The 26,814-nt window shown below is 35.9% G+C and carries 27 protein-coding genes and 2 riboswitches; of the genes, 26 read left to right on the top strand and 1 reads right to left on the bottom strand.

Annotated elements, in window-relative coordinates:
- The first annotated feature begins 70 nt into the window (after window positions 1-70).
- The 10 genes from spoVAEA to V1503_RS16805 all read left to right on the top strand — a co-directional run bounded on the left by spoVAEA (window position 71) and on the right by V1503_RS16805 (window position 10,263).
- Entirely contained in the window at window positions 71-655 is a 585-nt protein-coding gene (spoVAEA, locus tag V1503_RS16760) for a stage V sporulation protein SpoVABEA (protein ID WP_410628353.1), read from the top strand.
- The gene (locus tag V1503_RS16765; protein ID WP_214480116.1) at window positions 633-2,108 is read left to right on the top strand and encodes a spore germination protein; all 1,476 of its coding nucleotides are present in this window, start codon (window positions 633-635) and stop codon (window positions 2,106-2,108) included. The genes spoVAEA and V1503_RS16765 overlap by 23 nt, the downstream gene beginning before the upstream one ends.
- A 185-nt stretch (window positions 2,109-2,293) precedes the next feature.
- Window positions 2,294-3,613: a diaminopimelate decarboxylase gene (lysA, locus tag V1503_RS16770; RefSeq protein WP_410628356.1), complete on the top strand. Its 1,320-nt coding sequence runs from the start codon at window positions 2,294-2,296 to the stop codon at window positions 3,611-3,613.
- Window positions 3,614-3,704: 91 nt separating this feature from the next.
- The gene (locus V1503_RS16775) at window positions 3,705-4,136 is read left to right on the top strand and encodes a histone H1-like repetitive region-containing protein (RefSeq protein ID WP_410628358.1); all 432 of its coding nucleotides are present in this window, start codon (window positions 3,705-3,707) and stop codon (window positions 4,134-4,136) included.
- A 616-nt stretch (window positions 4,137-4,752) separates the two neighbouring features.
- A complete protein-coding gene (locus tag V1503_RS16780; RefSeq protein WP_410628360.1) occupies window positions 4,753-5,193 on the top strand; it encodes a peptidylprolyl isomerase in 441 nt (146 codons plus the stop codon).
- Window positions 5,194-5,349: 156 nt separating this feature from the next.
- Window positions 5,350-5,501: riboswitch (FMN riboswitch) on the top strand.
- Between the two features lie 280 nt (window positions 5,502-5,781).
- A complete protein-coding gene (gene ribD, locus V1503_RS16785) occupies window positions 5,782-6,873 on the top strand; it encodes a bifunctional diaminohydroxyphosphoribosylaminopyrimidine deaminase/5-amino-6-(5-phosphoribosylamino)uracil reductase RibD (protein WP_320256950.1) in 1,092 nt (363 codons plus the stop codon).
- Window positions 6,874-6,888: 15 nt separating this feature from the next.
- Window positions 6,889-7,548: a riboflavin synthase gene (ribE, locus tag V1503_RS16790; protein ID WP_410628362.1), complete on the top strand. Its 660-nt coding sequence runs from the start codon at window positions 6,889-6,891 to the stop codon at window positions 7,546-7,548.
- A 265-nt stretch (window positions 7,549-7,813) separates the two neighbouring features.
- The gene (locus V1503_RS16795; RefSeq protein ID WP_410628364.1) at window positions 7,814-9,007 is read left to right on the top strand and encodes a bifunctional 3,4-dihydroxy-2-butanone-4-phosphate synthase/GTP cyclohydrolase II; all 1,194 of its coding nucleotides are present in this window, start codon (window positions 7,814-7,816) and stop codon (window positions 9,005-9,007) included.
- 136 nt (window positions 9,008-9,143) lie between these two features.
- Window positions 9,144-9,620, top strand: a complete 477-nt coding sequence (gene ribH / locus V1503_RS16800; RefSeq protein WP_214480111.1) for a 6,7-dimethyl-8-ribityllumazine synthase — start codon at window positions 9,144-9,146, stop codon at window positions 9,618-9,620.
- A 292-nt stretch (window positions 9,621-9,912) separates the two neighbouring features.
- The gene (locus V1503_RS16805) at window positions 9,913-10,263 is read left to right on the top strand and encodes a GNAT family N-acetyltransferase (protein WP_214480110.1); all 351 of its coding nucleotides are present in this window, start codon (window positions 9,913-9,915) and stop codon (window positions 10,261-10,263) included.
- A gap of 334 nt (window positions 10,264-10,597) precedes the next feature.
- Here the strand turns inward: V1503_RS16805 and V1503_RS16810 are convergent, their stop codons facing one another.
- A complete protein-coding gene (locus V1503_RS16810; protein WP_410628367.1) occupies window positions 10,598-11,110 on the bottom strand; it encodes a DUF309 domain-containing protein in 513 nt (170 codons plus the stop codon).
- Window positions 11,111-11,291: 181 nt separating this feature from the next.
- Between V1503_RS16810 and V1503_RS16815 the strand changes: the two genes are divergently transcribed.
- From V1503_RS16815 to V1503_RS16890, 16 genes are all read left to right on the top strand, one after another.
- A complete protein-coding gene (locus V1503_RS16815; protein WP_496113371.1) occupies window positions 11,292-12,038 on the top strand; it encodes a segregation/condensation protein A in 747 nt (248 codons plus the stop codon).
- A 7-nt stretch (window positions 12,039-12,045) separates the two neighbouring features.
- Complete coding sequence (gene scpB / locus V1503_RS16820) at window positions 12,046-12,624, top strand: SMC-Scp complex subunit ScpB (protein ID WP_214480107.1); 579 nt, start codon at window positions 12,046-12,048, stop codon at window positions 12,622-12,624.
- A 122-nt stretch (window positions 12,625-12,746) separates the two neighbouring features.
- The gene (locus V1503_RS16825; protein ID WP_214480106.1) at window positions 12,747-13,154 is read left to right on the top strand and encodes a hypothetical protein; all 408 of its coding nucleotides are present in this window, start codon (window positions 12,747-12,749) and stop codon (window positions 13,152-13,154) included.
- A 32-nt stretch (window positions 13,155-13,186) separates the two neighbouring features.
- Entirely contained in the window at window positions 13,187-13,675 is a 489-nt protein-coding gene (locus V1503_RS16830) for a YpuI family protein (protein WP_214480105.1), read from the top strand.
- Between the two features lie 96 nt (window positions 13,676-13,771).
- On the top strand, window positions 13,772-14,668 hold the full coding sequence (locus V1503_RS16835) for a superoxide dismutase (RefSeq protein ID WP_410628371.1): 897 nt from the start codon (window positions 13,772-13,774) through the stop codon (window positions 14,666-14,668).
- Window positions 14,669-14,897: 229 nt separating this feature from the next.
- On the top strand, window positions 14,898-16,019 hold the full coding sequence (locus V1503_RS16840) for a D-alanyl-D-alanine carboxypeptidase family protein (protein ID WP_410628373.1): 1,122 nt from the start codon (window positions 14,898-14,900) through the stop codon (window positions 16,017-16,019).
- A complete protein-coding gene (locus V1503_RS16845) occupies window positions 16,012-16,605 on the top strand; it encodes a nucleoside recognition domain-containing protein (RefSeq protein ID WP_410628376.1) in 594 nt (197 codons plus the stop codon). The genes V1503_RS16840 and V1503_RS16845 overlap by 8 nt, the downstream gene beginning before the upstream one ends.
- 1 nt (window position 16,606) lies before the next feature.
- Window positions 16,607-17,140 carry a spore maturation protein gene (locus V1503_RS16850; RefSeq protein ID WP_410628378.1) on the top strand — a complete coding sequence of 178 codons (534 nt, stop codon included), beginning with the start codon at window positions 16,607-16,609 and terminating at the stop codon, window positions 17,138-17,140.
- A gap of 96 nt (window positions 17,141-17,236) precedes the next feature.
- Complete coding sequence (locus V1503_RS16855) at window positions 17,237-17,977, top strand: pseudouridine synthase (protein ID WP_214480101.1); 741 nt, start codon at window positions 17,237-17,239, stop codon at window positions 17,975-17,977.
- Window positions 17,978-18,123: 146 nt separating this feature from the next.
- Entirely contained in the window at window positions 18,124-18,648 is a 525-nt protein-coding gene (resA, locus tag V1503_RS16860; protein WP_214480100.1) for a thiol-disulfide oxidoreductase ResA, read from the top strand.
- Between the two features lie 12 nt (window positions 18,649-18,660).
- Window positions 18,661-20,316 (top strand): cytochrome c biogenesis protein ResB, encoded by a 1,656-nt coding sequence (gene resB, locus V1503_RS16865; RefSeq protein WP_410628381.1) that lies wholly within the window; start codon window positions 18,661-18,663, stop codon window positions 20,314-20,316.
- Window position 20,317: 1 nt separating this feature from the next.
- Window positions 20,318-21,490, top strand: coding sequence for a c-type cytochrome biogenesis protein CcsB (ccsB, locus tag V1503_RS16870; RefSeq protein WP_410628383.1), 1,173 nt, complete (start codon window positions 20,318-20,320; stop codon window positions 21,488-21,490).
- A 75-nt stretch (window positions 21,491-21,565) separates the two neighbouring features.
- A complete protein-coding gene (locus V1503_RS16875; protein WP_214480097.1) occupies window positions 21,566-22,282 on the top strand; it encodes a response regulator in 717 nt (238 codons plus the stop codon).
- Window positions 22,279-24,054, top strand: a complete 1,776-nt coding sequence (locus V1503_RS16880) for an ATP-binding protein (RefSeq protein WP_214480096.1) — start codon at window positions 22,279-22,281, stop codon at window positions 24,052-24,054. The genes V1503_RS16875 and V1503_RS16880 overlap by 4 nt, the downstream gene beginning before the upstream one ends.
- Window positions 24,055-24,273: 219 nt before the next feature.
- A riboswitch (cobalamin riboswitch) is annotated at window positions 24,274-24,527 on the top strand.
- Between the two features lie 282 nt (window positions 24,528-24,809).
- Window positions 24,810-25,793 carry an ABC transporter substrate-binding protein gene (locus V1503_RS16885; protein ID WP_410629459.1) on the top strand — a complete coding sequence of 328 codons (984 nt, stop codon included), beginning with the start codon at window positions 24,810-24,812 and terminating at the stop codon, window positions 25,791-25,793.
- Window positions 25,759-26,811, top strand: a complete 1,053-nt coding sequence (locus V1503_RS16890) for a FecCD family ABC transporter permease (RefSeq protein ID WP_410628386.1) — start codon at window positions 25,759-25,761, stop codon at window positions 26,809-26,811. Before V1503_RS16885 ends, V1503_RS16890 begins: the two co-directional genes overlap by 35 nt.
- The last annotated feature ends 3 nt before the right edge of the window (window positions 26,812-26,814 follow it).

Consider the following 26,814-nt stretch of genomic DNA (forward strand, 5'->3'; position numbering starts at 1 on the left):
CCAAGTGCAATAACACTACATTTATAAAATTGTTATAGCTTTACTATGAATGACGAAAGGAAAGAGTTGGATGAACGGGAGTCGTCATGTAATTATTATCACTGATGGAGACGAATACGCTTTGAGAACAATAGAATACATTGCAACGGAAATAGGTGGTAGGTGTATTTCGAAATCCTTCGGTAATCCAACCAAGTTATCTGGTCCTGAAATTGTTCAATATATTTTACATGCTAAACATGACCCTGTCTTTGTCATGTTTGATGACAGTGGATACATTGGTGAAGGTAGTGGGGAAACGGCGTTACAATATGTTGTTAATCATAAAAAAATTAATGTATTGGGAATTATCGCAGTTGCTGCTAAAACCAACTTTACTGAATGGACGAAAGTTGATGTGTGCATCGATAATACAGGAGAACTTACACAATTCGGAGTCGACAAATATGGAGTGAAAGAGTGGGAGGTTGGACGAATCAATGGTGACACAGTGTACTGTTTAGATCACTTGAAAGTCCCAATCGTTGTGGGAATAGGAGATATAGGGAAAATGGCGATGCAAGATCATATTAAATATGGATCACCTATTACACGTAAAGCAGTCGCCCTTATTTTAGAAAGGAGTGGATTTTATGACAACTTCAAAAAAGAATAAAATTCCTATATCAGCTTCACCATCAGAAAATGAGGAATTTTTCAAAACACATTTGGGACTAGAAACAACCTATGATATAGGTGTTAAAAAGATCAAAATATTAAACAAGGATGTCCATATTTATTTCGTAGCTGCAATATGTGAAACTGCTACGATTATGCAGCTCTTAACTGTGCTTATTGAAATTAATGATAGAGAAAGGCAATCCTCAAAAATAAAACAAATCATTGAGAATCGTCTAGTTCACCAACAGGTAAAAGAGGTGGACAATCTAGATGAAGCAGTAGATCAATTGTTAGCTGGCTTAATCTTTGTTGTCATTGAAGGCGAAACAAGTGGGTTTATCGTTGATGTTAGAGGTTATCCAGGCAGAACCCCAGAAGAGCCTGATACAGAAAAGGTTGTTCGTGGTGCACGAGATGGCTTTGTAGAGATGATGGTCGTAAATACTGCTTTAATAAGAAGACGTATACGTGATGAGAGGATTCGCTTTGAAGTTATACAAGTGGGCGAACGTTCCAAGACGGATATATGTATTGCGTATATTAAAGACATTGCTGAACCTGGCTTAATAGAAGTTATTAAAAAAGAGATTAATGAGATCGAAATAGATGGATTAACAATGGCAGATAAAACAATCGAAGAGTTTTTAGTCGCACAAGGATTTAATCCTTATCCACGTGTACGTTATACAGAAAGGCCAGATATAGCAGCTACTCACTTACTTGAAGGGCATGTCCTTGTATTGGTAGATACTTCACCTAGTGTGATCATTACACCTACGACATTTTTCCATCATGTTCAACACGTAGAAGAATATCGTCAATCACCAGCAATAGGTACGTTCATCAGGTGGGTGCGTTTTTTAGGGATCGCTGCATCTATTTTTCTATTACCATTATGGTTGCTTTTTGTACTTGAACCATCGTTAATTCCTGAAAAAATATCCTATATCGGCCCTGAGGAAAAATCGAACATACCAATTATTATTCAAATCATTATCGCTGATCTCGGAATCGAATTCTTAAGGCTAGCTTCCATACATACGCCTACTGCTCTATCAACTGCTATGGCTCTAATTGCAGCGGTTTTAATTGGTCAAATTGCTATAGATGTAGGCTTGTTCGTTCCAGAGGTTATTTTTTATGTTGCAATAGCAACAATTGGATCTTTCGTAACCCCGAGCTATGAATTAAGTATTGCCAATAAATTATCTAGACTAGTTCTCATTGTCGTTGTAGCAATATTTCATTTGCCCGGTCTATTGATTGGTTCGACCGTCTATTTATTATTTCTTATCCAAATGCGTTCCTTAAATACACCTTATTTATGGCCGTTTATCCCGTTTAACCCAGGTGCTTTTCTTCAAATCTTAATTCGGAGATCTGTCCCCGGTTCACGTGTTAGACCAAGTATTGTGCATCCACAAAATAGAATAAAACAGCAGAAATAGTGGATAAAACAGTGATGAAGATAAGATGAATATAAGCACCTTCTTGTGATAAGAACCCACCGCTTGGTTTAGATTATTCTGTGTCTATATGCTTTTCTTGTAATCATCTATTGCGTGCTAGTGGAACTTGTGATAATGTAGTTTTAATTATTTTTAGAATGAAGTAGAGAAAATGAGGGAGTGCAATGTTTTTTCACGGTACTAGTCGAGTTAATAATGAGGGGCATCTAGAAATTGGTGGAGTCGATTCAATTGAATTGGCTAAGCAGTATGGTACCCCCCTGTATATTTATGATGTTGATTTAATACGCAAAAGAGCATCAGCATTTAAAGATACATTCACAACTTTAGAAGTCGAAGGTCAAGTTGCATACGCCAGTAAAGCATTTTCTTCGATAGCTATGATACAGTTAGCAGAAGAAGAAGGGTTATCATTAGATGTTGTTTCAGGTGGAGAATTATATACAGCTCTTCAAGCAGGATTTCCTGTTGATCGTATTCATTTTCATGGAAATAATAAAAGCTTACATGAGCTTGAAATGGCAGTACAACATAACATAGGGTGTATTGTCATCGATAATTTTCATGAATTAACGATGTTACAGGAAATTTGTCTAGCCAAATCAACGAAAATAAACGTTCTTTTGCGAGTAACACCAGGAATTGAAGCACATACACATGATTATATCTTAACTGGGCAAGAGGATTCAAAATTTGGCTTTGATTTACTAAGCGGCCAAGCAGATGAGGCACTAAAACAGGTAACACAATCAGATATGCTTACGATGTTAGGTGTGCATTGTCATATAGGTTCACAAATTTTTGAAACGACTGGCTTTTTACTAGCAGCTAAGAAGTTATTTCAAAAATTACATGATTGGTATAACGAGTATAATTATACTGCTCAAGTGTTAAATTTAGGCGGTGGCTTTGGAATTAGGTACACAGACGAAGATGATCCTATTCCGGCTGATCAATATGTAAAAGAAATTGTTAAAGAAGTTAAAAAATTGGCTTTGCAGTTTAATATGTCTGTACCAGAAATATGGATCGAACCAGGTAGATCTCTAGTTGGTGATGCTGGGACAACAATTTACTCTATTGGCTCTCAAAAAACTGTGCCAAATGTTCGTAATTATGTAGCAATTGATGGTGGGATGAGTGATAACCTTCGTCCGGCATTATATCAAGCAAAATATGAAGCAGCTATAGCTAATAGAATATTAGCTGAAAATGAAGAGGTCGTATCTATTTCTGGAAAATGTTGTGAAAGTGGAGATATGCTCATTTGGGATATTGATCTTCCAACTATTCAAAACGAAGATTATTTAGCAGTTTTTTGTACAGGTGCATACGGGTATTCGATGGCGAATAATTACAATCGTCTACCTCGCCCGGCGGTTGTTTTTGTAGAGAATGGTGAAGCACAATTAGTTATTAAAAGGGAAAGCTATGAAGATATGGTTAAATTAGATATTCCGATGAAAATGAGGGTAAATAAATAACAACAAAAGGAGGTATGGCAAATAACTTTTTGCCATACCTCCTTTATTATGGAGTTAATATGATTTATTTATCTGTAGGTAAGGTATTACTATGGGATTAGAGCGTCTACGCATATCTCCAACCACTACCCGGCATACCGCCACCCGGCATACCACCGCCCGGCATACCGCCACCAGGCATACCGCCGCCCGGCATACCGCCACCCGGCATACCACCGCCCGGCATACCGCCACCAGGCATACCGCCGCCCGGCATACCGCCACCCGGCATACCGCCACCCGGCATACCGCCACCCGGCATACCACCGCCCGGCATACCGCCGCCCGGCATACCACTACCAGGCATACCACCGCCCGGCATACCACTACCAGGCATACCACCGCCCGGCATACCGCCACCCGGCATACCGCCGCCCGGCATACCGCCACCAGGCATACCACCGCCCGGCATACCACCGCCCGGCATACCGCCGCCCGGCATACCGCCACCCGGCATACCACCACCAGTAATCCAATCATCTAATATTTGACCAATGCCAGGTGGCCATTGGTATCGAGTTGTATCCATAGGGGGATAGGACAATTGACCTCCACTAGGTTGGTACCTATAATGTGGGTGAAAAGTATTAAAGTACATATGTCTCGATCCTTTCTCTTAGTATAGATATTTGTCTCGGTTTAATATATGTATCTTAAATGGCAGTGTATAGGTATGAGTCTACAACAATTAACATTCTTTATAGATTTATTAATTTGTTTTCACGAAAACTATAGAACAATAAGAAAGTTGATCTTTTTTTCCTAGCTTGTTTTCTCAACGGTTGATTGTTGCTCATCATAAGTAATATTCCAAACGCTTAGTGAGATCGTGACACCTTATCTTCTATAATCCCATAACAATTATTTGAAACTATTTCTAGATGTCCTTTGTTGCTAATGCGATCAAATTAGCAACCTAAAAATGGTTTTATATTGTTAGTCATTATTGTACACAAGAAAAGATGCCACGAATTTTAGTTTTGTACGTGTTTATTGCTTAGTACGAAAAACAACAATCAATACGAAAACAGCCTTTGTTTTTCATTTGCTGAATGTGATAAGATAGATAATGATTTTACATTTGAAGGAGTGCTTTGATTATGAGTAAAAAAGGTTACATATTAATGAATAGCGGAGAAAAGATTGAATTTGAGCTTTATCCTAATGAAGCTCCTAATACAGTTGAAAATTTTGAAAAATTGGCTAATGAAGGCTTTTATAATGGTCTTACATTCCATCGTGTAATCCCAGGATTTGTTTCACAAGGTGGTTGTCCGCAAGGAACTGGAACAGGTGGTCCGGGTTATACGATTAAATGTGAAACTGAAGGTAATCCTCACAAACATGTGCCAGGTGCATTTTCAATGGCTCATGCTGGAAGAGATACAGGAGGAAGTCAATTCTTTATCGTTCACGAAGCTCAACCTCATTTAGATGGCGTTCATACAGTATTTGGTCAAGTTACAAGTGGCTTAGATACAGTTCTAAATATGAAAAATGGGGATGTAATGAAAACTGTAGAAGTTTTTGATGCGGAGTAATTGATGAAACGTAACAAATGGATTGTGTTTATTATCATACTAATAATGAGCATGATTTGGGGATTGATCTACTGGTTATTTATAGCTTAAGCACGTTTCAATATGCAATACTAGAAAATGTGTGTTATAATATTTAAAACTATAAAATTGAATAAGATAATCCTTCGGGGTCGGGTGAAATTCCCAACCGGCGGTGATGAAGCAATTGTTGTTTCTAAGCCCGTGAGCTGTATATATAATTGGTTATATATGGCTGATCTGGTGAAAAACCAGAGCCGACAGTATAGTCTGGATGGGAGAAGGATATGGCGTGAAGTATATGATTTGCTGTAATCATATGCTGATTTTGTCCTGTTTTAGAACAATGGATAAACTCACAAAATATATCGATAACTCTGACCCTAGGTAATTATACCTAGGGTCTGTTTGTTAAACATATATTATGGGCTATGAAAACGTATGGCTTATTTGCTACGGAGTTACGTTCATAATATTTCGAATTATGACTATATTCGGTTTAATTCCCCATCTATTTTCCCTTACCCCTTAAGATTTTCTTGTAACCTACATTGTTGGAGGTATCCCATTTTGAATGACCATGATTATATGAGAGTTGCGCTAGACATGGCTAGAAGTACCATTGGCCAAACAAGCCCGAACCCAGTAGTGGGGGCTGTTGTAGTTAATAGAGGACAAATTGTTGGTCTTGGGGCACATTTGAAGGCTGGTGAAGCACATGCAGAAGTACATGCTATAAACATGGCAGGTAATAAAGCAAAAGACGGAACGATTTATGTGACCTTAGAACCATGCAGCCATTTTGGTCAAACACCACCGTGTGTAGATTTATTGATTAGTAGCGGTGTTAACCGTGTAGTAATTGCTTGTGAAGACCCAAATCCGAGTGTAGCAGGTAGAGGTATAAGAAAGTTAGAAGAAGCTGGTTTAAAAGTTGATGTTGGAGTCCTGCAGGATGAAGCTGAGAAATTAAATAAGGTATTCTTTCGTTATATTAAAAACAACACCCCTTTTGTGACGTTAAAAACTGCTATTAGCATGGATGGGAAAATTGCTACACAATCAGGCGAGAGCAAGTGGATTACTGGAGAGGTAGCACGTCAAGATGTACACAAATATCGTCATCGATATGATGCAATTCTAGTTGGGGTGAACACGGTAGTTGCTGATAATCCTTCATTAACGGCAAGGCTTCCGTATGAAACGAAGAATCCTATACGTATTATATTAGATACAAATTTACGAACACCTCTCGACTCAAAAGTGATTACTGATGGTTTAGCACCAACATGGATTGTTGTAGGAGAGGACTGCGCTGATGACGAGATAGCTTGTTATACTTCTCAAAAAAATGTTCGAATTATTAAAATGAGGGATAAACGTATTAATATAAAGGATTTATTACGAGTATTAGGAGGTGAAGGGATAACAAGCCTTTTCGTTGAAGGCGGAGGGAAAATAAACACGAGCTTTTTAAAAGCTGATGTTGTTCAGCAATATATTACATATATTGCTCCGAAGCTTATTGGGGGAGAGTGTGCACCTACCTCTTTTAATGGAGAAGGTTTTGATCGTTTGTACGATGTACCGAAACTACAAATCAAGTCAATTGAGCAGCTGGGAGAAGATATTAAACTGATTGCTATTCCAAAAAATAAATAGAAAGTGGTGATGACTTTGTTTACTGGTATTGTTGAGGAAGTTGGAAAAGTAAATCGATTAACCCATTCAATTGATGCAATTGAACTACAGATTGGTGCTAGAAAAATATTATCTGATATCCAGTTAGGAGATAGTGTAGCGGTGAATGGGGTATGTTTAACCGTTACTTCATTTAATGAATTTGGTTTTGCAGTAGACGTTATGCCAGAAACTATAAAAGCTACTTCATTAAAATTGTTGAAAAATGGATCTTCAGTTAATTTAGAACGAGCCATGTTAGCGGATGGAAGGTTTGGAGGACACTTTGTATCAGGGCATGTTGATGGAGTAGGCGAAATCATTAGTAAGACTCGAAAGGGCAATGCAATCTATTACGTAATTGCGATAGATGAGAAATTGGCTAAATATGTATTACACAAAGGGTCTGTAGCAGTGGATGGGACAAGCTTAACGATATTTGACGTTGCCGATAAGTCTTTTACTATATCAATTATTCCGCATACATTAGCTGAAACGATTATAGGTTCAAAAGATGTCGGTGATATCGTCAATTTGGAATGCGACATCATTGGTAAATATATTGAACATTTCCTTTTACAAGGGTCGCAAATTAGCTTGAAAGATAGCCATAGTAAGATAACAAAATCTATGTTAGTTGAAAATGGATTTCTATAAAATGTTAGCTAAGTTTGTTTTAAGGGTTTTTGACCTTCATCTCTATAGGTGAGATCTTTCAATTAGGTGGTGAAGAGCCTCTAGCTATTTCACCGATATTCAAGTTCACTTGAACGAGTTCACCAATACACTCTCTGTTACTACTGCTAACGTTTATATATACATTTAGATAAAGCCCTTGGGCTGCCACCATGAAAATTTAGAGATAATGGCAAAGATCACAGCCTAGACCAAGGAATAACAATTTCAAGAAGGGTGTGTAAACATGTTCCATACTATTGAAGATGCGATAAAAGATTTAGCTGATGGAAAAATAATCATAGTTTGTGACGACGAAGACCGTGAAAATGAAGGAGATTTTGTTGCTTTAGCTGAAAGAGTAACCCCTGATACAATCAATTTTATGATAAAACATGGACGTGGGCTAGTATGTTCACCAATATCAGAAGAAATAGCTAATAAGCTTCAATTAAATCCAATGGTATTAAATAATACAGATCCACATGGGACAGCTTTTACTATTAGTGTAGATTATAAGACATCAACAACAGGGATAAGTGCATATGAAAGAGCGGAAACAATTAAGCAGCTTTTAAATGAACATTCTATAGCGAGTGATTTCAAAAGACCTGGGCATATCTTCCCTCTTATCGCTAAAAAGGGCGGTGTGCTTAGGAGGGCGGGGCATACTGAAGCAGCTGTAGATTTAGCTAACTTAGCTGGGGCTGCCCCGGCAGCGGTTATATGTGAAATAATGAAGGAAGATGGCTCAATGGCGCGAGTACCTGACCTAGCTATTGTTGCTGATCAGTTCAATTTAAAGATGATAACAATTAAAGATTTAATTAAATATCGTAATCAAAAAGAAAAGTTAGTTAATAGAGAGGTAGAGGTTCTACTACCAACTGAATTTGGTGAATTTAAAACAATTGGATACACCAATGAAATCGATAGCAAAGACCATATTGCATTAGTGAAAGGTAATATTTCTCCAGATCAACCGACTCTCGTTAGAGTGCATTCCGAATGTTTAACAGGTGATGTTTTTGGCTCATTCCGTTGCGATTGTGGTCCACAATTACATGCAGCACTAACACAAATAGAAAAAGAAGGTAATGGCGTTTTATTATACATGCGTCAAGAAGGAAGAGGCATCGGTTTACTTAATAAGCTTCGAGCCTACAAGCTTCAAGAGGCAGGGTATGATACTGTGGAGGCGAATGAAGAGTTAGGTTTTGCCCCGGACCTAAGAGAGTATGGAATTGGTGCACAAATTTTAAAGGATTTAGGAGTACGTAAAATGAAATTACTTACAAATAATCCACGGAAAATTGCGGGTTTGGAAGGGTATGATTTGGAAGTAATTGAACGTATCCCTATCCAAATGCCTACTAAAAAGCAAAACGAGGCTTATTTAAAGACTAAAAATAACAAGCTAGGACATCTACTAAATATGTAACGAAAGACCATTAAGTAAATGTTGTTACCATAAAAAAATGAGAGTTTTGAAATTAAATAATATTTTTCCACCTGTATAAATAAGAAAAAATAATCAAAAAAACTACATTATTATAAATACACGGGAGGTATGTTCTATGATTTATGAAGGGAATTTGATAGGAACTAACTTAAAAATAGGTATTGTCGTTGCGAGGTTTAATGAATTTATTACAAGTAAACTTCTTGGTGGGGCACTTGATGGACTAAAGCGTCACGGCGTAAATGAAGAACAAATAGATGTTGCGTGGGTGCCAGGTGCCTTTGAAATTCCTTTATTCGCAAGAAAAATGGCTGAAACGAATAAATATGATGCAGTCATTACTTTAGGGGCTGTCATAAGGGGAGCGACCACTCATTATGATTATGTTTGTAATGAAGTAGCAAAAGGAATTTCGGCTGCAGGAATTTCGACAGGTTTACCGATTATATTTGGTGTGATTACGACAGAAAATATTGAACAAGCAATCGAAAGAGCCGGAACAAAAGCTGGTAATAAAGGGTGGGAAGCAGCATTGTCTGCTATTGAATCTGCAAATTTATCTCGAGAAATTGTTAAAAACTTTGACGAATAGGTTTAAAAACCTATACAAAATGTATATAATGGTTTGTTAGAATGTATATTTACTCTCTTATAAAAAGAAAAGATTCATAATTACAATCGAACTTTACTTTATTAAGAAGTGTTCAAATTAGGAAAAAGGACTGTGAAAAACTGGTATATATAGCCTAGAGTAATAGTGACTTGTATGTTTGTAATGTTCATGAGGCTGAAATAAGGGTCTACGAGGTTATTTGACAGCCTAATTTCCAAAAGTTTTGAACTCCTTCTTTAAGTGAGTGTTCAATAATAATGAGGGATATTATATGTTAATTCGATACAAAAAGAATTATGAAAAAATTGCAATGGGACTTCTTTCATTTATGCCAAATGAAAAAGACTTAAAAAAGTTGCAGCAAACCATTAAACAATATGAAGAAGATAAGGATAAACAATTATTCCTTTGGAAGGAAGAAGATATTATAGGATTGATCGGTGTGATTCAATCTCCAGAAAAAGGAATAGTTGTGCAGCATATTAGTGTTAATCCATCCCATCGCTATCAAGGGCTTGGGAAAAGAATGGTTGAAGATTTAGCAAAACTATTTCCAAATGATCAATTGCAGCCTACCTCTGAAACTGCTTCATTTATAGAAAAATGTAATATCGATCATTAAATACAGCCATACAACCTTTGTTGTCTCTTTGAAAGGCTCTATTCGTAAACTTGTCGTTTTACGCAAAAGTCATCGTTTGATAAAAGAAAAGATACCCCGAGTGTTAATGATTTTCGTGTTTAGCTCTTATTACAAAAAACAACAATCAGTGCTAAAACAACCTTTGTTAATACAAATTGTTATGTTGGCTATGAAACTTAATTCAATGCATAAAGTGAGAAAACAGCCTAATTTAAAGAAACGCACTAATATAGTGCTTTCTTTTTTTATATAGGCTGTTTTTGAAGTAAAAGCTTTAACACATATGCATTTATTTATTATTCAAAAAGAGCCTCTATTTCTTTTTCTTTCTTTTGGCTAATTGATTAGCTCTTTCTTTAATAACTTCGGTACGATCACGTAAAGTATGTTTATTAATAAGGAAATTATTAGTTAAATCGCTGTTTTTTTTCCATGTCAAGTCTTTTTCATTACATGCATTTTTACATGTAGTTAACAATGATTCATCTTGAATTGGTAAATTAATACTTATATAAGGCTCATTAGCTATAATAGCATTCAGTTGCGTCTGTAAAGTTGTCAGTAGTGTTTTTTGGTTTATACCTAGCTTTTCGACAGTATCTTTGTGAGCTTCTAAGATAGCAATAGCGTTTGCTATCATTTTTTGAGCACCTTTGAAATTACCTCTTCGATGATGATATAATCCGACAGCAATTTGAATGAACCCAACCCAAACTATATCATTGTCTGTTTGTTTCCAATACTCTTCGAGAACTTCATGGCATTCAAAATAATCACGATCCCCATGGAAATACACTAAATATTCTATATAAGCTTTTGGATACAAGAATTTATCACTCCCTATTTATAAAAGTATCTCACCATTTTTTTGTTAATAGTGTATCATAGAATGTAGCAAAAGCACTGTATAAAAGAGTATTGGATAAAATTTTAGTTTGTTCTATACTATACGTTAGTGTTAAGCTATATAAATACTGAATGAAGTATGATATGTTGGTGGGATGAAAGTGCAATATAATGTGAAAATTGATGCTTTTGAAGGACCGCTTGATCTTTTATTGCATTTGATTAATCGATTAGAAATAGATATTTATGATATACCAGTAGCAAAAATCACAGAACAATATATGTTCTATATTCATACAATGCAAGAGTTACAGCTAGATGTGGCTAGTGAGTATTTAGTTATGGCTGCTACTCTATTGGCAATCAAGAGTAAGATGCTGCTTCCTAAACATGAAGAGGAATTGTTCGATGAGGATGTTGATATCGATATTACCGAAGATCCTCGAGAGGAGTTAATCAATCGCTTAATTGAATATAGGAAATATAAGGAAGCTGCGACAGACTTAAAGGAATTAGAAGCTGAACGTAGCAAAGTCTTTACTAAAGCACCAAGTGATGTAAATGAATTTGTAAAAGATACTAAGGTAAAAAGCCAGCCACTTGATGTGAACTTATACGATATGCTCGCAGCATTTCAAAAGCTATTACGTAGGAAAAAGCTCCAAAAGCCACTCCATACGAAAATAACTCGTCAAGAAATTCCAATTGAAAAGAGAATGGAAGAAATTATAGAAGAGTTATCGTCAATTAAAGGGAGAAAAAGTTTTTTTGATTTATTTCCCTATGAAGATAAAGGGCACATCGTTGTTACTTTTTTAGCCATTTTAGAATTGATGAGAGAAAATGCGATTAATATTGAACAAGAAAAGAACTTTGATGAAATTTTTTTAGCTAGTAAGGTAAGGTGATTTGGCAATGAACATTGTCGAGTGGAAAGCTGTAGTAGAAGGGCTGTTATTTGTCGCCGGTGATGATGGACTGTCGTTAAAGCAAATAGCGCTAGTTCTTGAAATTGACGAAAATATTGCTCATGACATTATTATTGAATTACAGGAAGAATATAAAAATAACAAACGCGGATTGCTTGTTTCAGAAGTTGCAAATACATACCAACTGACGACAAAGAAAGAACATGCAGCCTTCATAAAAAGGTTAGTAGAGTCTCCTGCCTCAACATCTCTTTCACAAGCTGCATTAGAAACATTAGCCATTGTAGCTTACCGTCAGCCGATTACAAGAACAGAGGTAGAGGAAATTCGTGGTGTGAAAACAGAAAGACCACTACAAACATTAATGGCAAAAGCGTTAATTAAGGAAGTAGGTCGTGTTGAAGGCACTGGGAGAGCTATTCTTTATGGCACAACAAAAGAGTTTCTTGAGTATTTTGGTTTAAGAACTCTTGAAGAGCTCCCGCCATTACCAGAGCAAGTTCAAGAGGAATCCGTTCAAGAAGAAGCCGATTTGTTTTTTGAAAAATTTCAAGAAATTGAGTAAATAAGTTAGTCATAAATTCAAGTGTCATAATATACACTCTTTTTTTTGTATGTTAAGATGGAAGTAAAATAACTATTTTTTTACAAGATGTTGACGATTGCACAAATGGGACGGTGGGCTGTATGCTAATAAAAAATTGTATTGGTTATGAGCTTGAAAAGGAGAAACCAAACACCTCAGAAGACTTTTTTAATCGATCTGAGGTAACATTTGTTGAAGATGGTGAAGAAAGAACATTTCATTTGCTATATATCCGTTATTTTGATGAACGCTTGAGTGAATTTACACCTTACAACAGTGATCCTGTTTTTACAATAGGAGAAAAAGACATCCATTTCAAAGATATTGTAGGATTAATTTGTTTACTAAAAAAACCACAATATCTTTCACGTAAACGCGTATATATAAATAATATTAATGAATTTGTAGAATATTTTAAGGATGTACAATTTGAAAAACTTCCAGAAATATTTCAGTCGATTGAATATAATGAAGGATATAAGGTCGATTCAACGTTATTGTTTAGTTAAGAAATATACTAATAATAATTTGGAGGGCTATGATGGGGAACAGTATCGTACAAACACAAACAGTAGAAGTTGAAGAATTTTTAAGTAAAACAGTCAACACATTATCAACGTATTTGAATGGCATAACTATTCATACACTACTTAAAGAAACTCCGGAAAATCAAGTTTATTTTGAAGATATTTTATCAGAAATTAGAAGATTAGTTGTGTATTGTGAAGAAGGGCTTGAAGCTTGTAGAATTGTATTATCAAATGTTCCATTTCGAAAAGCTGCGGCTGAGAAAACACTTTATAAAATATATCATCAATGTATTGAAGAGTTCTTTTCACCTAAAAAAGATTTATGGTATGAAGATAGTCGTTCAGCTTACACAGGGAATAACTCAATTAGATTTCGAGAAGTTCCCCCATCTTCTATTAAAGAACTGTTAGCATCTTTGGAAAAAGGTTTTCAAACGATTCGAGAAGAACTAGAATATTATGAAACTGATTATCATACAAAAATAATTCAATCAAAATAAGCTTGAGGTGGCAATTGCCACCTCTTTTTTATATTTAACTTTTCACATTAAGCCTATTTTTGAATACGATATGTTGGAGTAGGAAGGGGTGAATGTGTGAACGATACTAATAACTATAGAAGATATATGAGTGATGTTACACAATGGGGAAAGGATGTTTTAGCCCATTTAAATAAGAGTAATGTTCATAATGTTAGTCTACAAGAAAGGATTCAAAATGTAATCTCAGAGGTCCAAGAAAATCTAAATAGAGATAGAATAATTTTAAAAGAGGAAGCAACACAGATACATGATCAAGTGCTGGTCTTACATCGCGAAGTAGCAAACATACCGCAAAGTGAATATAGTAGGCAATCGTTTAATGATCGTGTTCCTATCGGAGAGCATAAGCTTCCACCGTTGCCATATGACTATAATTCCTTAGAGCCTTATATTTCCGAAGAAATTATGCGTTTACACCATGATAAGCATCACCAAAGCTATGTAGATGGACTTAATAAAGCAGAAAAAATGCTTCTTAAGGCAAGGGAGTCAAATGATTACTCTCTTATTTTACATTGGGAGAGGGAAGCGGCTTTTCATGGATCTGGACATTATTTACACACGATATTTTGGAATAATATGACACCGAATAGTAGCGGAAGTCCTCGAGGGTCGTTATTAAAACAGCTTATTTTAGATTTTGGTAGTCTTGAACAATTTGTTCAGAATTTCACAGCGGCAGCCAAAGCTGTGGAAGGTGTAGGGTGGGCTATCGTTGTATGGTCACCTCGTTCGAGAAGGTTAGCGATTCTACAAACTGAAAAACATCAGTTATTTACTCAATGGGATACGATACCAATTATGGTCTTAGATGTTTGGGAACACGCTTATTATTTGCAATATCATAATGACCGTGGGACTTATGTGGATAATTGGTGGAAAGTAGTGAATTGGCATGATATTGATGAACGTTTTGAACATGCGAGAACCTTACGGTGGGATCCGTATTAATTGTAAGTAGCTAAAAATTACAAAGTAAAACATCTTCGAACCTATTACTAAGCGTTTATTGATGGATTGAGTCACTAGCGTTTTTCCGAATTTTTAATCATATAGAAGCCTGTCTTGCATACACTTGTATTAGTCCGGGTTCAATACGAGGATCGGCTTTTTTTTATCCTCTCATAGAAAAATCTCGGGAAAAAGGGACGGGGATTTAATGGTATGCATGAGAAAATGTATGACATTTCTATTAATCATTGTTTTATTATTATCAGTTAATCAACAAGCTGCAGTTGCGAATAATAACGTAAGTGCCAAAAGTGCTATTCTTATTGAACAAGAAACAGGTAGAATCTTATATGGGAAAAATGAGCATACAAAGATGAGAATAGCAAGTATAACAAAGATAATGACTGCTATAATTGCTATTGAGTCTGGAAAACTTGAGGACATAGTGGATATTAGTGAAAGAGCAATATACACTGAGGGGTCGTCCATACATCTCGAGCTAGGTGATCAGATAACATTAAAAGATTTAGTATACGGCTTAATGCTTCGTTCTGGAAACGATGCAGCCGTCGCAATAGCCGAACATGTTGGTGGTAGTGTGGAAGGCTTTAATTTCTTAATGAATGAAAAAGCTGCAATGATTGGTATGACAAACAGTGAGTTCTCGAACCCTCATGGCTTGGACGATCACGAAAATCACTATTCAACTGCGTATGATATGGCATTATTAACAAAATATGCAATGGAAAATACAGCATTTCGTGAACTGTTCGAGACTAAGCTCTACCATCCAACATATAAAAGTAAAGCATGGAAGAACAAGCATAAGCTAGTGACCGGAATGTATTCTTATACAACTGGTGGTAAAACCGGATATACAAAAAGAGCCAATCGTACTTTAGTGACGACAGCTGAAAAGAATGGCTTAGAACTTATAGCAGTTACTTTAGATTCAAACTCGAATGACTGGAACGACCATATTAGTATGTTTGAAACGGGATTCGACCAATATAATCTTATTAATATATTTGGTCAGGATAATTTGGAAATGGTAAAGGATGAGTTTTATAAAAATAAAATATTTGTGGAAAGAGATGTTCTTTATCCTTTAAATAAAGAAGAAGAAAATGAAGTAAATGTTGCTGTTCAGCTTATAAAGCCTCAAAAATCTTGGAAAAAAAATAAAGACGTTCCAACGATTATAGGTAAAGTAGTCATTAGCCTTAGTGATGATACGATCGAAGAAATTCCTGTTTTTTATGATCATGGGAATAGAAAATCGAAAAAGTCATGGTGGCCAATATTTTCACAAGTGTTTGCTATGATTATTGGAGTAAACTCAGATGGTTAATATTATTTGGGTTCTAATGACAGTCGTTGGCATCCTTTTTTCATTGCTAAATGGAACGATTGAACAGGTCAATGAAGCAATATTTAAAGGTGCTAGAGAAGCGGTGACGATTTGTATTGGACTAATTAGCATTCTCGTGTTCTGGTTAGGGTTAATGAAAATTGCCCAAGAAGCAGGGATGTTAGACAAACTGGGGAAAATATTCAAACCACTTGTAAGTAGGCTTTTTCCTGAAGTGCCTGCTGATCACCCCGCTATGGGTTACATATTATCAAATATGATGGCAAATATGTTTGGTCTAGGCAATGCCGCCACCCCGATGGGGATAAAAGCAATGGAACAGTTAAAAAAGCTAAACGGTGATAAAGATGTAGCTAGCCGTTCAATGATAACTTTTTTAGCAATTAATACATCTAGCCTTACGCTAATTCCAACTACCATTATTGCTATACGAATCACTTATGAATCTTCAAAACCAACTGAAATTGTCGGGACAACCTTAATTGCCACCTTCTTTTCAACTATTTGTGCAATTTTAATTGACCGCTATTTTTATTATAGAAGGTTAAGAAGGGGTGGGAAATGATATGGCCACACTTACATTAGTATCTTTATGGTTCATCCCTTTTCTTATTTGTTTTATATTAATAGTTGCTACGGTAAAAAAAGTCCCAACGTATGAAGTTTTTGTTGAAGGTGGTAAGGAAGGGATCAAAATTGCATTTTCAATCATTCCATTTTTAGTAGGGATGCTTGTATCAATATCGATTTTTCGGGCATCAGGAGCGTTGGATTATTTTATAGGGATGATGAGGCCATTATTAGAAGGGATAGGTGTACCAGCTGAAATTATTCCCCTCGCAATAATGAGGCCGATTTCTGGAACTGCAGCATTAGGAATGACCACAGACTTAATTGGCACGTATGGACCAGACTCTTTTATTGGAAGATTAGCTTCGACGTTACAAGGAAGTACCGATACAACTCTATACGTGCTCACAGTATATTTTGGAGCAGTAGGAATTAAGAAAATGGGCGATGCATTAAAGGTTGGTCTGCTTGCTGATTTATGTGGCATCATCGCGGCAATCATCGTTGTAACAATCATTTTTGCTAATTAAGGCGCATCTCAATAGAGTAGCGCCTTATTTTTTTTATTCTGAAAACTTGTGAAAAGATGTTCAAACAAGTAAGATGTTATCGAGGTGAATTTTAATATGGAACGACTACAAAAAGTAATTGCACAAGCAGGAGTTGCTTCTAGGCGAAAAGCAGAGCAATTAATTTTAGATGGAAAAGTACGTGTAAATAATAGCACAGTTAAGGAGCTTGGAACGAAAGTTAGCTCACATGATAAAGTTGAAGTGAATGGGATTCCGATTGAGCGTGAAGAACCTGTTTATTATTTACTATATAAACCAAGAGGTGTTATTTCCAGTGTATCAGATGAAAAACAAAGAAAAGTTGTCACAGACTTTTTTCCTCATCTAAAACAACGTATATATCCAATTGGACGCTTGGATTATGATACATCAGGGTTATTGTTGCTAACAAATGATGGTGACTTTGCAAATATATTAATGCATCCTAAATACGAGATCGAGAAAGAGTATGTTGCAAAAATAAAGGGTATTCCTACTCGTGAAAATGTGAAAAAGCTTGAGAAGGGGATTCGTCTAGATGACGGAGTAACTTTACCGGCAAAAGTGAAAGTTAAGTCAATTGATAAGAAGAAAAATACTTCAATCGTGCAAATTATTATTAGGGAAGGTCGAAATAGACAAGTTCGGAGAATGCTAACGGCGATCGGTCATGATGTAATGAAGTTAAAACGTGAAAAATATGCCTTTTTAGACTTGAAAGGGTTAAATACGGGGGATGCACGTGAGCTTTCTCCTCATGAGGTAAAACAGCTACGCTCGGTAGCGAAGACTGGTAATAAAAAAAATATTTATTAAGTTTATGAATCTGTCACACAACATTCAAAATGTAAACACTGTGAAAAACTTATTTAGTGATATAATGTGGAGTGGATTATACTAGGCAAGTGAATGAGCAAGATACAGGGGGATTTTATATCGTCCCTAGGAGGGGGATTGGGATCATGAAAAAACAGCAACGGTTAATTATGCGAACCGTCATTTTAGTTGTATTGTTGGCGGCCCTCGGATATGCCCTATACTCAAATATATTTATGACAAAGGAAGCGGTTGCAAAGGGAGATCAAGCGCCAGACTTTGTGTTAACAGATTTGGAAGGCAACACACATCGATTGTCCGATTACAAAGGCCAAGGGGTATTTTTGAATTTTTGGGGGACATGGTGTAAACCGTGTGAACTTGAAATGCCCTACATGAATAATCAATATCAATATTTTAAAGATAAAGGCGTAGAAATCATTGCAGTTGATATTGATGAGTCTGAATTTAGCGTGAAGAAATTCGTCGACAAACACGGATTAACATTTCCAGTTGTTATTGATGAAGACAGCCAAGTGATGAATGCATATGACGTTGGGAATTTGCCAACAACTTTTTTAATAGACAAAGATGGAAAAGTTGTTGATATTGTAAACAAAACCATGAGTGAAAGTGATGTTAAACAATACATGGAAAGCATCATGCCATAGGGAGTTAGAGAAATGGAAAACGTTAAGTGTGAATGTGGACACGTAAATCCGCATGGAACGGTTTTATGTGAGTCCTGTGGAAGGCAGATTGATAATGTTAATAATGAAGAGCAAAAGCAAGTTGATATGCGCTATGATGGTAGCGCAAGGCGTTCACAAACATATAACAAAACGGTAATTGATAAAATATGGAATTTCTTTTCTTCTGTAAAAGTTGGTGTTTGGTTAATAGTTATTACTTTAATAGCTTCAGCATTTGGAACGATTTATCCGCAATTAATGTATATACCGAATACAGCTAAGGCTGATCCAGCAGCATACTATGAATCTCAGTATGGGGTGACAGGAAAATTATATTACGAATTAGGCTTTCATGAGTTATACGGCTCATGGTGGTATTTAATCTTAATAGGGAGTATCGGTATTTCTCTCGTTATTTGTAGTTTAGATCGAGTGATTCCATTATATCGTGCATTAAAAAAACAAGGTATTTCAAGACATCATAGTTTTTTAAAAAGACAAAGGCTTTATAGTGAATCTCAACTAAAAGGTAGTGAAAATTCGTTAGCTACCGTGAGAGAGAAGCTATTAAAGAAAAGGTATAATGTCCGTGAAGAAAATGGTAATATTCTTGCTGAAAAGGGCAGGTTCTCACGGTGGGGGCCTTATGTAAATCATGTTGGACTCATCATTTTTTTAATAGGTGTACTCGTTCGATCGGTACCAGGGGTGTATATTGATAAGTCATTATGGATGCGTGATGGAGAGACTAATGAAATCCCAGGTACGAATGGAAAATATTATTTACAAAGTCATGGCTTTAAGTTAGATGTCTATGAAAAAGACTCTGAAAAAGATGTTTTTGAAGATGCGTTAGCGAAAATTGGCGATGGGGTGTTAGCAAAAAACTATCAAACTGATGTTACGTTATATGAGCGTGTCGGTGATTTTATTCCAGGTGCGGAACCGGAGCTAAAAAAAATCAAGGATTTTGCTATCCGTGTGAACGAACCTTTAAAATATGACCATTATGCGTTATACCAGGCAGACTTTAAATTAAATGAATTTCGTGAAATGTCCTTTAAATTAATAGAAAAAGAAAATGAGGATGTAAGCCTGGGTGAATTAACGATAGACCTTCACAACCCCCAGGAAGAGTATGATTTAGGTGAAGGTTATCAAGTAAAGTTATTGAAATACTTTCCTGATTACTATTTAAATAGTAATGGTGAACCTGATACAAAATTAAAAATACCTAATAATCCTGCTTTTGTATTTGAAATGTATACACCTGATACTCCAGAAGGTGAAAGAAGCTTTGTTGCGATAAGGCAAAATATTGAGCCTAATGGGGATAATCAATATAAGATGGCTTTTTCAGGAATTGAAACGGTGAATGTCTCAGGGTTAACTGTAAGGCGTGATTTTTCATTAGCTATTATAGCCATAGGTGGAGCAATATTTATGATCGGTGTTATCCAAGGGATGTACTGGAATCATCGTCGGATTTGGTTCAAGCGTGAAGGGGATTTGATTTATATTGCAGGACATACGAATAAAAATTGGTTTAGTTTGAAAAAGGACATTACATCAATTATCGAGGGTACTCAGCTCGTGATGCCAGTTGATCAAGTTGAAGATCGTAAGAAGCAGGCAAAGGGGGATTAATATGGCAGAATTAAGTAGTAATTTACTATATATTGCTTTTTTACTATATTTAATTGCAACAGTTTTTTTTGGAGGGACGATAGGCAACAAACGCAGTGATAATAAAAAAAACCTTTGGGCACAAATTGGGATTATTATTACGATCTTAGGGTTTGTGTCACAGCTTGGCTATTTTATTTTGAGGTGGATTGTAGCTGGACATGCGCCAGTCAGTAACTTATTTGAATTTACTACGTTTTTTGGAATGATGTTAGTCGGTGCATTCATTTTTATATATATTATTTATAAAACTAGTGTACTCGGTTTGTTTACACTCCCAATAGCTATGCTAGTTATTGCATATGCTAGTATGTTTCCAACTGACATTTCTCCTTTAATACCTGCGTTACAAAGTGACTGGTTATACATACATGTTATTACTGTATCAGCAGGTCAAGCAATTCTTGCAGTAAGTTTTGCTGCTGGGTTAATTTATTTAGTTAGATCAGTAGATCAATCGAAGAAAAGTAAACGGACGTTTTGGCTTGAATTAATATTGTATAGTTTAGTAAGCACAATAGGTTTTATTACCATTACTAGTGGGTTTAAGGTTTTAGATTATGAAGCGACATTCTCATATGTTGACAAGAGTGAACAGCCACTTGAAGTTACTTATCAACTTCCAGCTTTAGTTGGACCATATCAAGGGGAGCTTCTTACAGCTGGACGCTTTGAGCCACTAATAAGTATGCCTGCCGTTATCGATGCACAAAAATTAAATACTTTACTATTATCATTAATTACAGGATTAATTATATACGGCATGCTGAGGTTAATACTCAGGAAAAGAATTGGAGCTGCATTGCAGCCTATTGTGAAAAATGTTAATTTAGATCTAGTGGATGAGATAGGTTACCGTGCAGTAACGATTGGGTTTCCAATATTCACATTAGGCGGGCTAATCTTTGCGATGATTTGGGCGCAAATAGCATGGAATCGTTTTTGGGGATGGGATCCAAAAGAGGTATGGGCGCTTATTACTTGGCTCTTTTATGCAGCCTTTTTACATTTAAGACTTTCTAAAGGATGGCACGGTGAAAAATCAGCATGGTTAGCGGTAATTGGTTTTGCCATTATTATGTTTAATCTAGTTGCTGTTAACCTAGTCATTGCAGGATTACATTCATACGCATAATCATAAAGACAGATACGCATAAACCTATACGTTAACAATTTCAACTATTAACATTGTCTGAGGAGGACGAGACATATGGAAAGAGAAATTAAGATATTAGTTGTTGATGATGAAGAACGAATTCGACGACTATTAAGGATGTATTTGGAGCGTGAAGATTACGTAATTGAAGAAGCAGACAACGGTAATGATGGTTTACTTAAAGCTCTTGAAAATGACTATGACCTCATTCTTTTAGATTTAATGATGCCTGGTAAGGATGGCATTGAAGTATGTAGAGAGCTTAGAGAAAAAAAGGCGACACCTACAATTATGCTAACTGCAAAAGGTGAAGAAGTGAATCGTGTCCAAGGGTTTGAAGTTGGGACAGATGATTATATCGTTAAACCATTTAGCCCGAGAGAGGTTGTACTTAGAGTCAAAGCATTGTTAAGAAGGTCTTCACCGACTTCTTATTTACAAACTGAAACAACTACAAAAGATGTAATTGTATTCCCTCATTTATCAATTGATAATGATGCACATCGTGTATCTGCGGATGGGAAAGAGGTCAGTCTTACACCTAAGGAGTATGAGCTTCTTTATTTTCTTGCCAAGGCTCCTGATAAAGTGTTTGATAGAGAGCAATTATTAAAAGAAGTTTGGCACTATGAGTTTTTTGGTGACTTACGTACTGTTGATACACACGTAAAACGTCTACGTGAAAAACTGAATCGTGTTTCTGAAGAAGCAGCAAAAATGATCGTAACTGTTTGGGGTGTGGGTTACAAGTTTGAGGTAACCAATGAATGAAACTTTGGCGAAGTGTAGTAGGGAAATTATGGTTTACTATTTTGCTATTAGTTTCATTCGTATTATCAATTCTAACCGTCCTTTTACTCCAGTTTTTTGAAAATTATCATGTCAATGAGGCAAAGAATGATTTAACAAAAACAGCGACCAAAATAGCCTCGATCATGGAAGAATATGATGATAAACAATTAGCACGGAATATTTCATGGGAATTAATTGATGAGATGACGAAAGTCATTATTGTATATGATAAAGATAATTATTGGTATTCACCTGATAGTAATGTACTAGAAAACCTACCAATATCATCGATCTTTAATGATAAACAACTAGCCAGGGTGTTTACGAACAGGGAAGTAATAAGCGAAAAGAAATACTTACATGAAATCACAGCTCCAGTTGATAAAAACAGCCAATTGTTTTTAGTTGCTGCACCTTTAAAAGTTTCTAACGAAGAAAATGGCGCAGTAATTATATATCAGTCATTAAGGGCTGTTGAAGAGACATCACATCAAACAACTAAACTAATACTTTTAGCTGCGGGAGTCGCAATTGTATTAACGACCATATTTGCTTTTTTCTTGTCAACTAGAATAACTTCTCCACTGCTTAAAATGAGAGAAGCAGCGTTCGAAGTGGCAAAGGGGAAATTTGATACGAAGGTACCGATTTTGACAAATGATGAAATTGGTGATTTAGCTACTGCTTTTAATCAAATGGAGCGACAATTAAAGTATAATATGAACGCGTTAAGTCAAGAAAAAGAGCAGTTATCTAGTATTTTAAGCAGTATGGTTGATGGTGTAATTACTTTTAATAAAGATGGCTCGATCTTAGTTTCAAACCCACCTTCTGAGCAATTTTTGCAAGCATGGTATTACGAACAAGGCAATTTAGAGAAGCCAACAGAAGAGCTACCATCAGAGGTTCGAGAATTGTTTAAACAAGTTGTTTCTTTTGAGAAAGAACAGACGATAGAAATCACATTACAAGGTAGGAATTGGGTTATCGTTATGAGCCCGTTATATGATAATAAATTTGTCAGAGGAGCTGTCGCAGTACTTCGAGATATGACTGAAGAACGAAGGTTAGACAAGCTACGAGAAGATTTTATTGCGAATGTGTCCCATGAATTAAGAACACCAATTTCTATGTTACAAGGATATAGTGAAGCGATCATTGATGATATTGCTAGTAGCGATCAAGAAAAGAAAGATATCGCAAAAGTAATATATGATGAATCTTTACGTATGGGTAGGCTAGTGAATGAGCTATTGGATTTAGCTAGAATGGAAGCTGGTCACTTAAATTTGCATTTAGAAGAGATAGATATTCAACCTTACATTCAAAGAATAATTCGCAAATTTCATGGGTTGGCACAGGATAAGTTAATTACCTTGGACGTGCAAATTAACGTAGTACATAAAACAATTATGTTTGATCCTGATAGGATTGAACAAGTATTAACTAATCTGATTGATAATGCAATACGTTATACTGATGAACAGGGAACTGTTGTTGTAAAAGTTGATTCTATAAAAGATGGTTTGAAAATTGACGTCAAAGACTCTGGTTCAGGAATTCCTGAGGAGGACTTACCATTTGTCTTTGAACGCTTCTATAAAGCAGATAAAGCTCGAACGCGTGGACGTTCAGGTACTGGACTGGGCTTAGCAATTGCTAAGAATTTGATAGAGGCGCACAATGGAAATATCTTCGTTCATAGTAAAATTGATGAAGGAACTACATTTTCATTCTTTATACCACAATAATAAAATGCACGATTGTGCCATGTTAAGTATTTGATAAGCAGTCAAATTATTCTTGTCAATATATTAATAATCGGGTATTATGAAAAAGAATTTTTAAAAGGGCTCATTTCGTATATGGTGTTACTATTGTTAGTAAATATGCTAGAAATGGATTTATGGCAATTAGTTTTATCCTAAACGTCTTTGCATGAATAACAATAATCAATGCGTAAACAGCCTAAAAATGAATAGTGCTAGGTGTCTTTTCTATTATACTACATAGGAAATAAAGGGAATGTTAAAACATTCCATAAAGACTTAAAAGGGAATTCTAGTGTGAATCTAGGACTGCCCCCGCAACTGTATTTGTGGACGAAATGATATTACCACTGTATGGAATAATAATATTATACATATTTATTGTTAGCCATATGGGAAGGATCAAAGTAGGATGAAGCATGAGTCAGTAGACCTGCCAAGCACTATATACGTTTTCAATTCTTCGGGGATTGAGTATTGAGACGGTCGAGTAGTGTATTTTTTAGTAACAATACATTTATGATGCCGTCTAACAGCTCATCCAATTCGGATGGGCTTATTTCTATTTAGGCTGATTTCGTTAACATTGTTGTTACCTGAACAACAGAGGTTTATAATCATTCTCATCGTTGTATTGAAGAAAAGACAACACGTAACTCTAGTTGTCCTAATACGAAAAACAACAATGAATACGAAAACTGCCATATTAAAAAAGAAGGAGAAAAAAGATGTTAAACATTAAAAAGTACTTCCCTACTGTCTTTATCGTTATTTTATCATTCATTTTATTAGTAGGTTGTGGTCAAACAGAGGTTAAAAATAATGAAGCTTCTACAAATGTAGAACAGGAAACTAAAGTTGATGATAAAGCAGAGTCTAGCTTTCCAGTAACAATTACGGATGGATTAGGTAATGACGTGACAATAGAAGAAGAGCCACAAGCAATAGTGTCGTTAATACCAAGTAATACAGAAATAGCTTTTGCGTTAGGTTTAGGTGATAAAATGGTTGGTGTAGGTGATTGGGCTGATTATCCACCAGAAGTAGCCGATATAGCAAGGGTTGGTGGAACAGAATTTAATGTTGAAAAGGTGATTTCATTAAACCCAGACGTCGTTCTTGCCCATGCCTCAAGTGCGCATAGCTCTACTGAAGGTCTTCAACAACTACGAGATGCTGGTATAAACGTGGTCGTTGTTAACAATGCAACATCATTTAAAGCAGTTTATGACTCTATTAAAATGATTGGTGTTGTCACTGGAACAGAAGAAAATGCAGACAAGATCATAAGTGATATGACAGAAAAATTGAATCTGATTAAAGAGAAGTCAGCAGAAATTAAAGAAGCTGATCAAAAGGTAGTTTGGATAGAAATATCCCAAGCTCCAGATCTATTTACGACGGGAAAAGGTACCTTCATGCATGAAATGCTTGAAGCGATTGGAGCAAAAAATGCAGCAGGCGATCAAGAAGGTTGGCCACAATTTACAGAGGAAGATGCGGTATTGCTTAAGCCAGATGTTATTGTTATTACATATGGGTATTATGTCGATAATGCAGTTGATCAAGTATTAGCGCGTGATGCATGGCAAGAAGTACCAGCTGTAAAAAACAAACTGGTTTTTGATATTAACTCTAATTTAGTAACACGTTCTGGTCCACGTTTAATTGAAGGAGTAGAAGAACTTGCAAAAGCTGTCTATCCTGACATTTATCAATAAAAACCGTTCTCTACCATATATTATTACTGTATGTTTTGTTATATTTTCAATTTTGTTAGGGGTTTCGATAGGGACGTTATCGATCCCCTTTTCTACTATTTTAAACGTGATCTTTTATAGAGTTTTTCATTTAGGATCAATAGAGACGATTGATACAACAGTAGTAAATATTATAATGGCGATTCGCTTACCCCGAGTGATTCTAGCTTTTATTGTCGGATCTTCTCTAGCGATTGCAGGGGCTGCATTTCAAGGGTTGTTAAAAAACCCATTAGCAGACCCTTATACACTTGGAGTATCTTCTGGAGCATCAGTTGGAGCAGTAATTGTGCTTTTTTTTGGTATACATATCCCTTTTATAGGGAAATTTACTTTACCTATATTTAGTATTTCTTTTGCGTTTCTGTCCCTCATACTCGTATTAGTGTTTGCCAGAGCAGTTGAGAAATCCATGTCTGTGGAAACGATTATTTTAACTGGGATTATATTTAGCTCATTTTTAGGGTCTATTATTTCTTTAATGATTGCACTTACGGGTGAAGAATTAAGACAGATCATTAACTGGTTATTAGGTAGTGTAGCGATGAGGGGTTGGGATTATATTAAAATTATTCTACCTTTTTACATGGTAGGCATTGTATTACTACTCGGTAATGGAAGAGAGTTAAATGCATTTTCATTTGGTGAAGAGTCAGCTAAAGTTTTAGGGGTTAATGTGGCAAAACGAAAAATGACCATTTTGGCAGCTTCTTCATTATTAACAGGTGCAGCTGTTGCTGTGTCAGGAACAATCGGTTTTGTAGGTTTAGTTATTCCTCACATAACAAGGCTTTTATGGGGCCCCAACCATGTTCGTCTATTACCATTATCAATGCTTAATGGGGGGGCATTTTTAGTTATTGCTGATTTAATCGCTAGAACAATTATTACTCCACGTGAACTACCAATAGGAGTCATTACTGCCTTAATTGGTGCACCTGTGTTTGCTTATATTTTTATATCGAATCGAAGAGGATGATAT

Origin of the sequence: Nanhaiella sioensis (assembly GCF_046557775.1) — a bacterium.
Lineage (GTDB): Bacteria > Bacillota > Bacilli > Bacillales > SM2101 > Nanhaiella > Nanhaiella sioensis.

Bases quoted from the DNA above. Each gene is read 5' to 3' on its own strand.
- spoVAEA (WP_410628353.1), top strand. From the start codon at position 71: ATGAACGGGAGTCGTCATGTAATTATTATCACTGATGGAGACGAATAC.
- V1503_RS16765 (WP_214480116.1), top strand. From the start codon at position 633: ATGACAACTTCAAAAAAGAATAAAATTCCTATATCAGCTTCACCATCA.
- lysA (WP_410628356.1), top strand. From the start codon at position 2,294: ATGTTTTTTCACGGTACTAGTCGAGTTAATAATGAGGGGCATCTAGAA.
- V1503_RS16775 (WP_410628358.1), top strand. From the start codon at position 3,705: ATGGGATTAGAGCGTCTACGCATATCTCCAACCACTACCCGGCATACC.
- V1503_RS16780 (WP_410628360.1), top strand. From the start codon at position 4,753: ATGAGTAAAAAAGGTTACATATTAATGAATAGCGGAGAAAAGATTGAA.
- V1503_RS16795 (WP_410628364.1), top strand. From the start codon at position 7,814: ATGTTCCATACTATTGAAGATGCGATAAAAGATTTAGCTGATGGAAAA.
- ribH (WP_214480111.1), top strand. From the start codon at position 9,144: ATGATTTATGAAGGGAATTTGATAGGAACTAACTTAAAAATAGGTATT.
- V1503_RS16805 (WP_214480110.1), top strand. From the start codon at position 9,913: ATGTTAATTCGATACAAAAAGAATTATGAAAAAATTGCAATGGGACTT.
- scpB (WP_214480107.1), top strand. From the start codon at position 12,046: ATGAACATTGTCGAGTGGAAAGCTGTAGTAGAAGGGCTGTTATTTGTC.
- V1503_RS16825 (WP_214480106.1), top strand. From the start codon at position 12,747: ATGCTAATAAAAAATTGTATTGGTTATGAGCTTGAAAAGGAGAAACCA.
- V1503_RS16830 (WP_214480105.1), top strand. From the start codon at position 13,187: ATGGGGAACAGTATCGTACAAACACAAACAGTAGAAGTTGAAGAATTT.
- V1503_RS16840 (WP_410628373.1), top strand. From the start codon at position 14,898: ATGACATTTCTATTAATCATTGTTTTATTATTATCAGTTAATCAACAA.
- V1503_RS16845 (WP_410628376.1), top strand. From the start codon at position 16,012: ATGGTTAATATTATTTGGGTTCTAATGACAGTCGTTGGCATCCTTTTT.
- V1503_RS16850 (WP_410628378.1), top strand. From the start codon at position 16,607: ATGGCCACACTTACATTAGTATCTTTATGGTTCATCCCTTTTCTTATT.
- V1503_RS16855 (WP_214480101.1), top strand. From the start codon at position 17,237: ATGGAACGACTACAAAAAGTAATTGCACAAGCAGGAGTTGCTTCTAGG.
- resA (WP_214480100.1), top strand. From the start codon at position 18,124: ATGAAAAAACAGCAACGGTTAATTATGCGAACCGTCATTTTAGTTGTA.
- resB (WP_410628381.1), top strand. From the start codon at position 18,661: ATGGAAAACGTTAAGTGTGAATGTGGACACGTAAATCCGCATGGAACG.
- ccsB (WP_410628383.1), top strand. From the start codon at position 20,318: ATGGCAGAATTAAGTAGTAATTTACTATATATTGCTTTTTTACTATAT.
- V1503_RS16875 (WP_214480097.1), top strand. From the start codon at position 21,566: ATGGAAAGAGAAATTAAGATATTAGTTGTTGATGATGAAGAACGAATT.
- V1503_RS16880 (WP_214480096.1), top strand. From the start codon at position 22,279: ATGAAACTTTGGCGAAGTGTAGTAGGGAAATTATGGTTTACTATTTTG.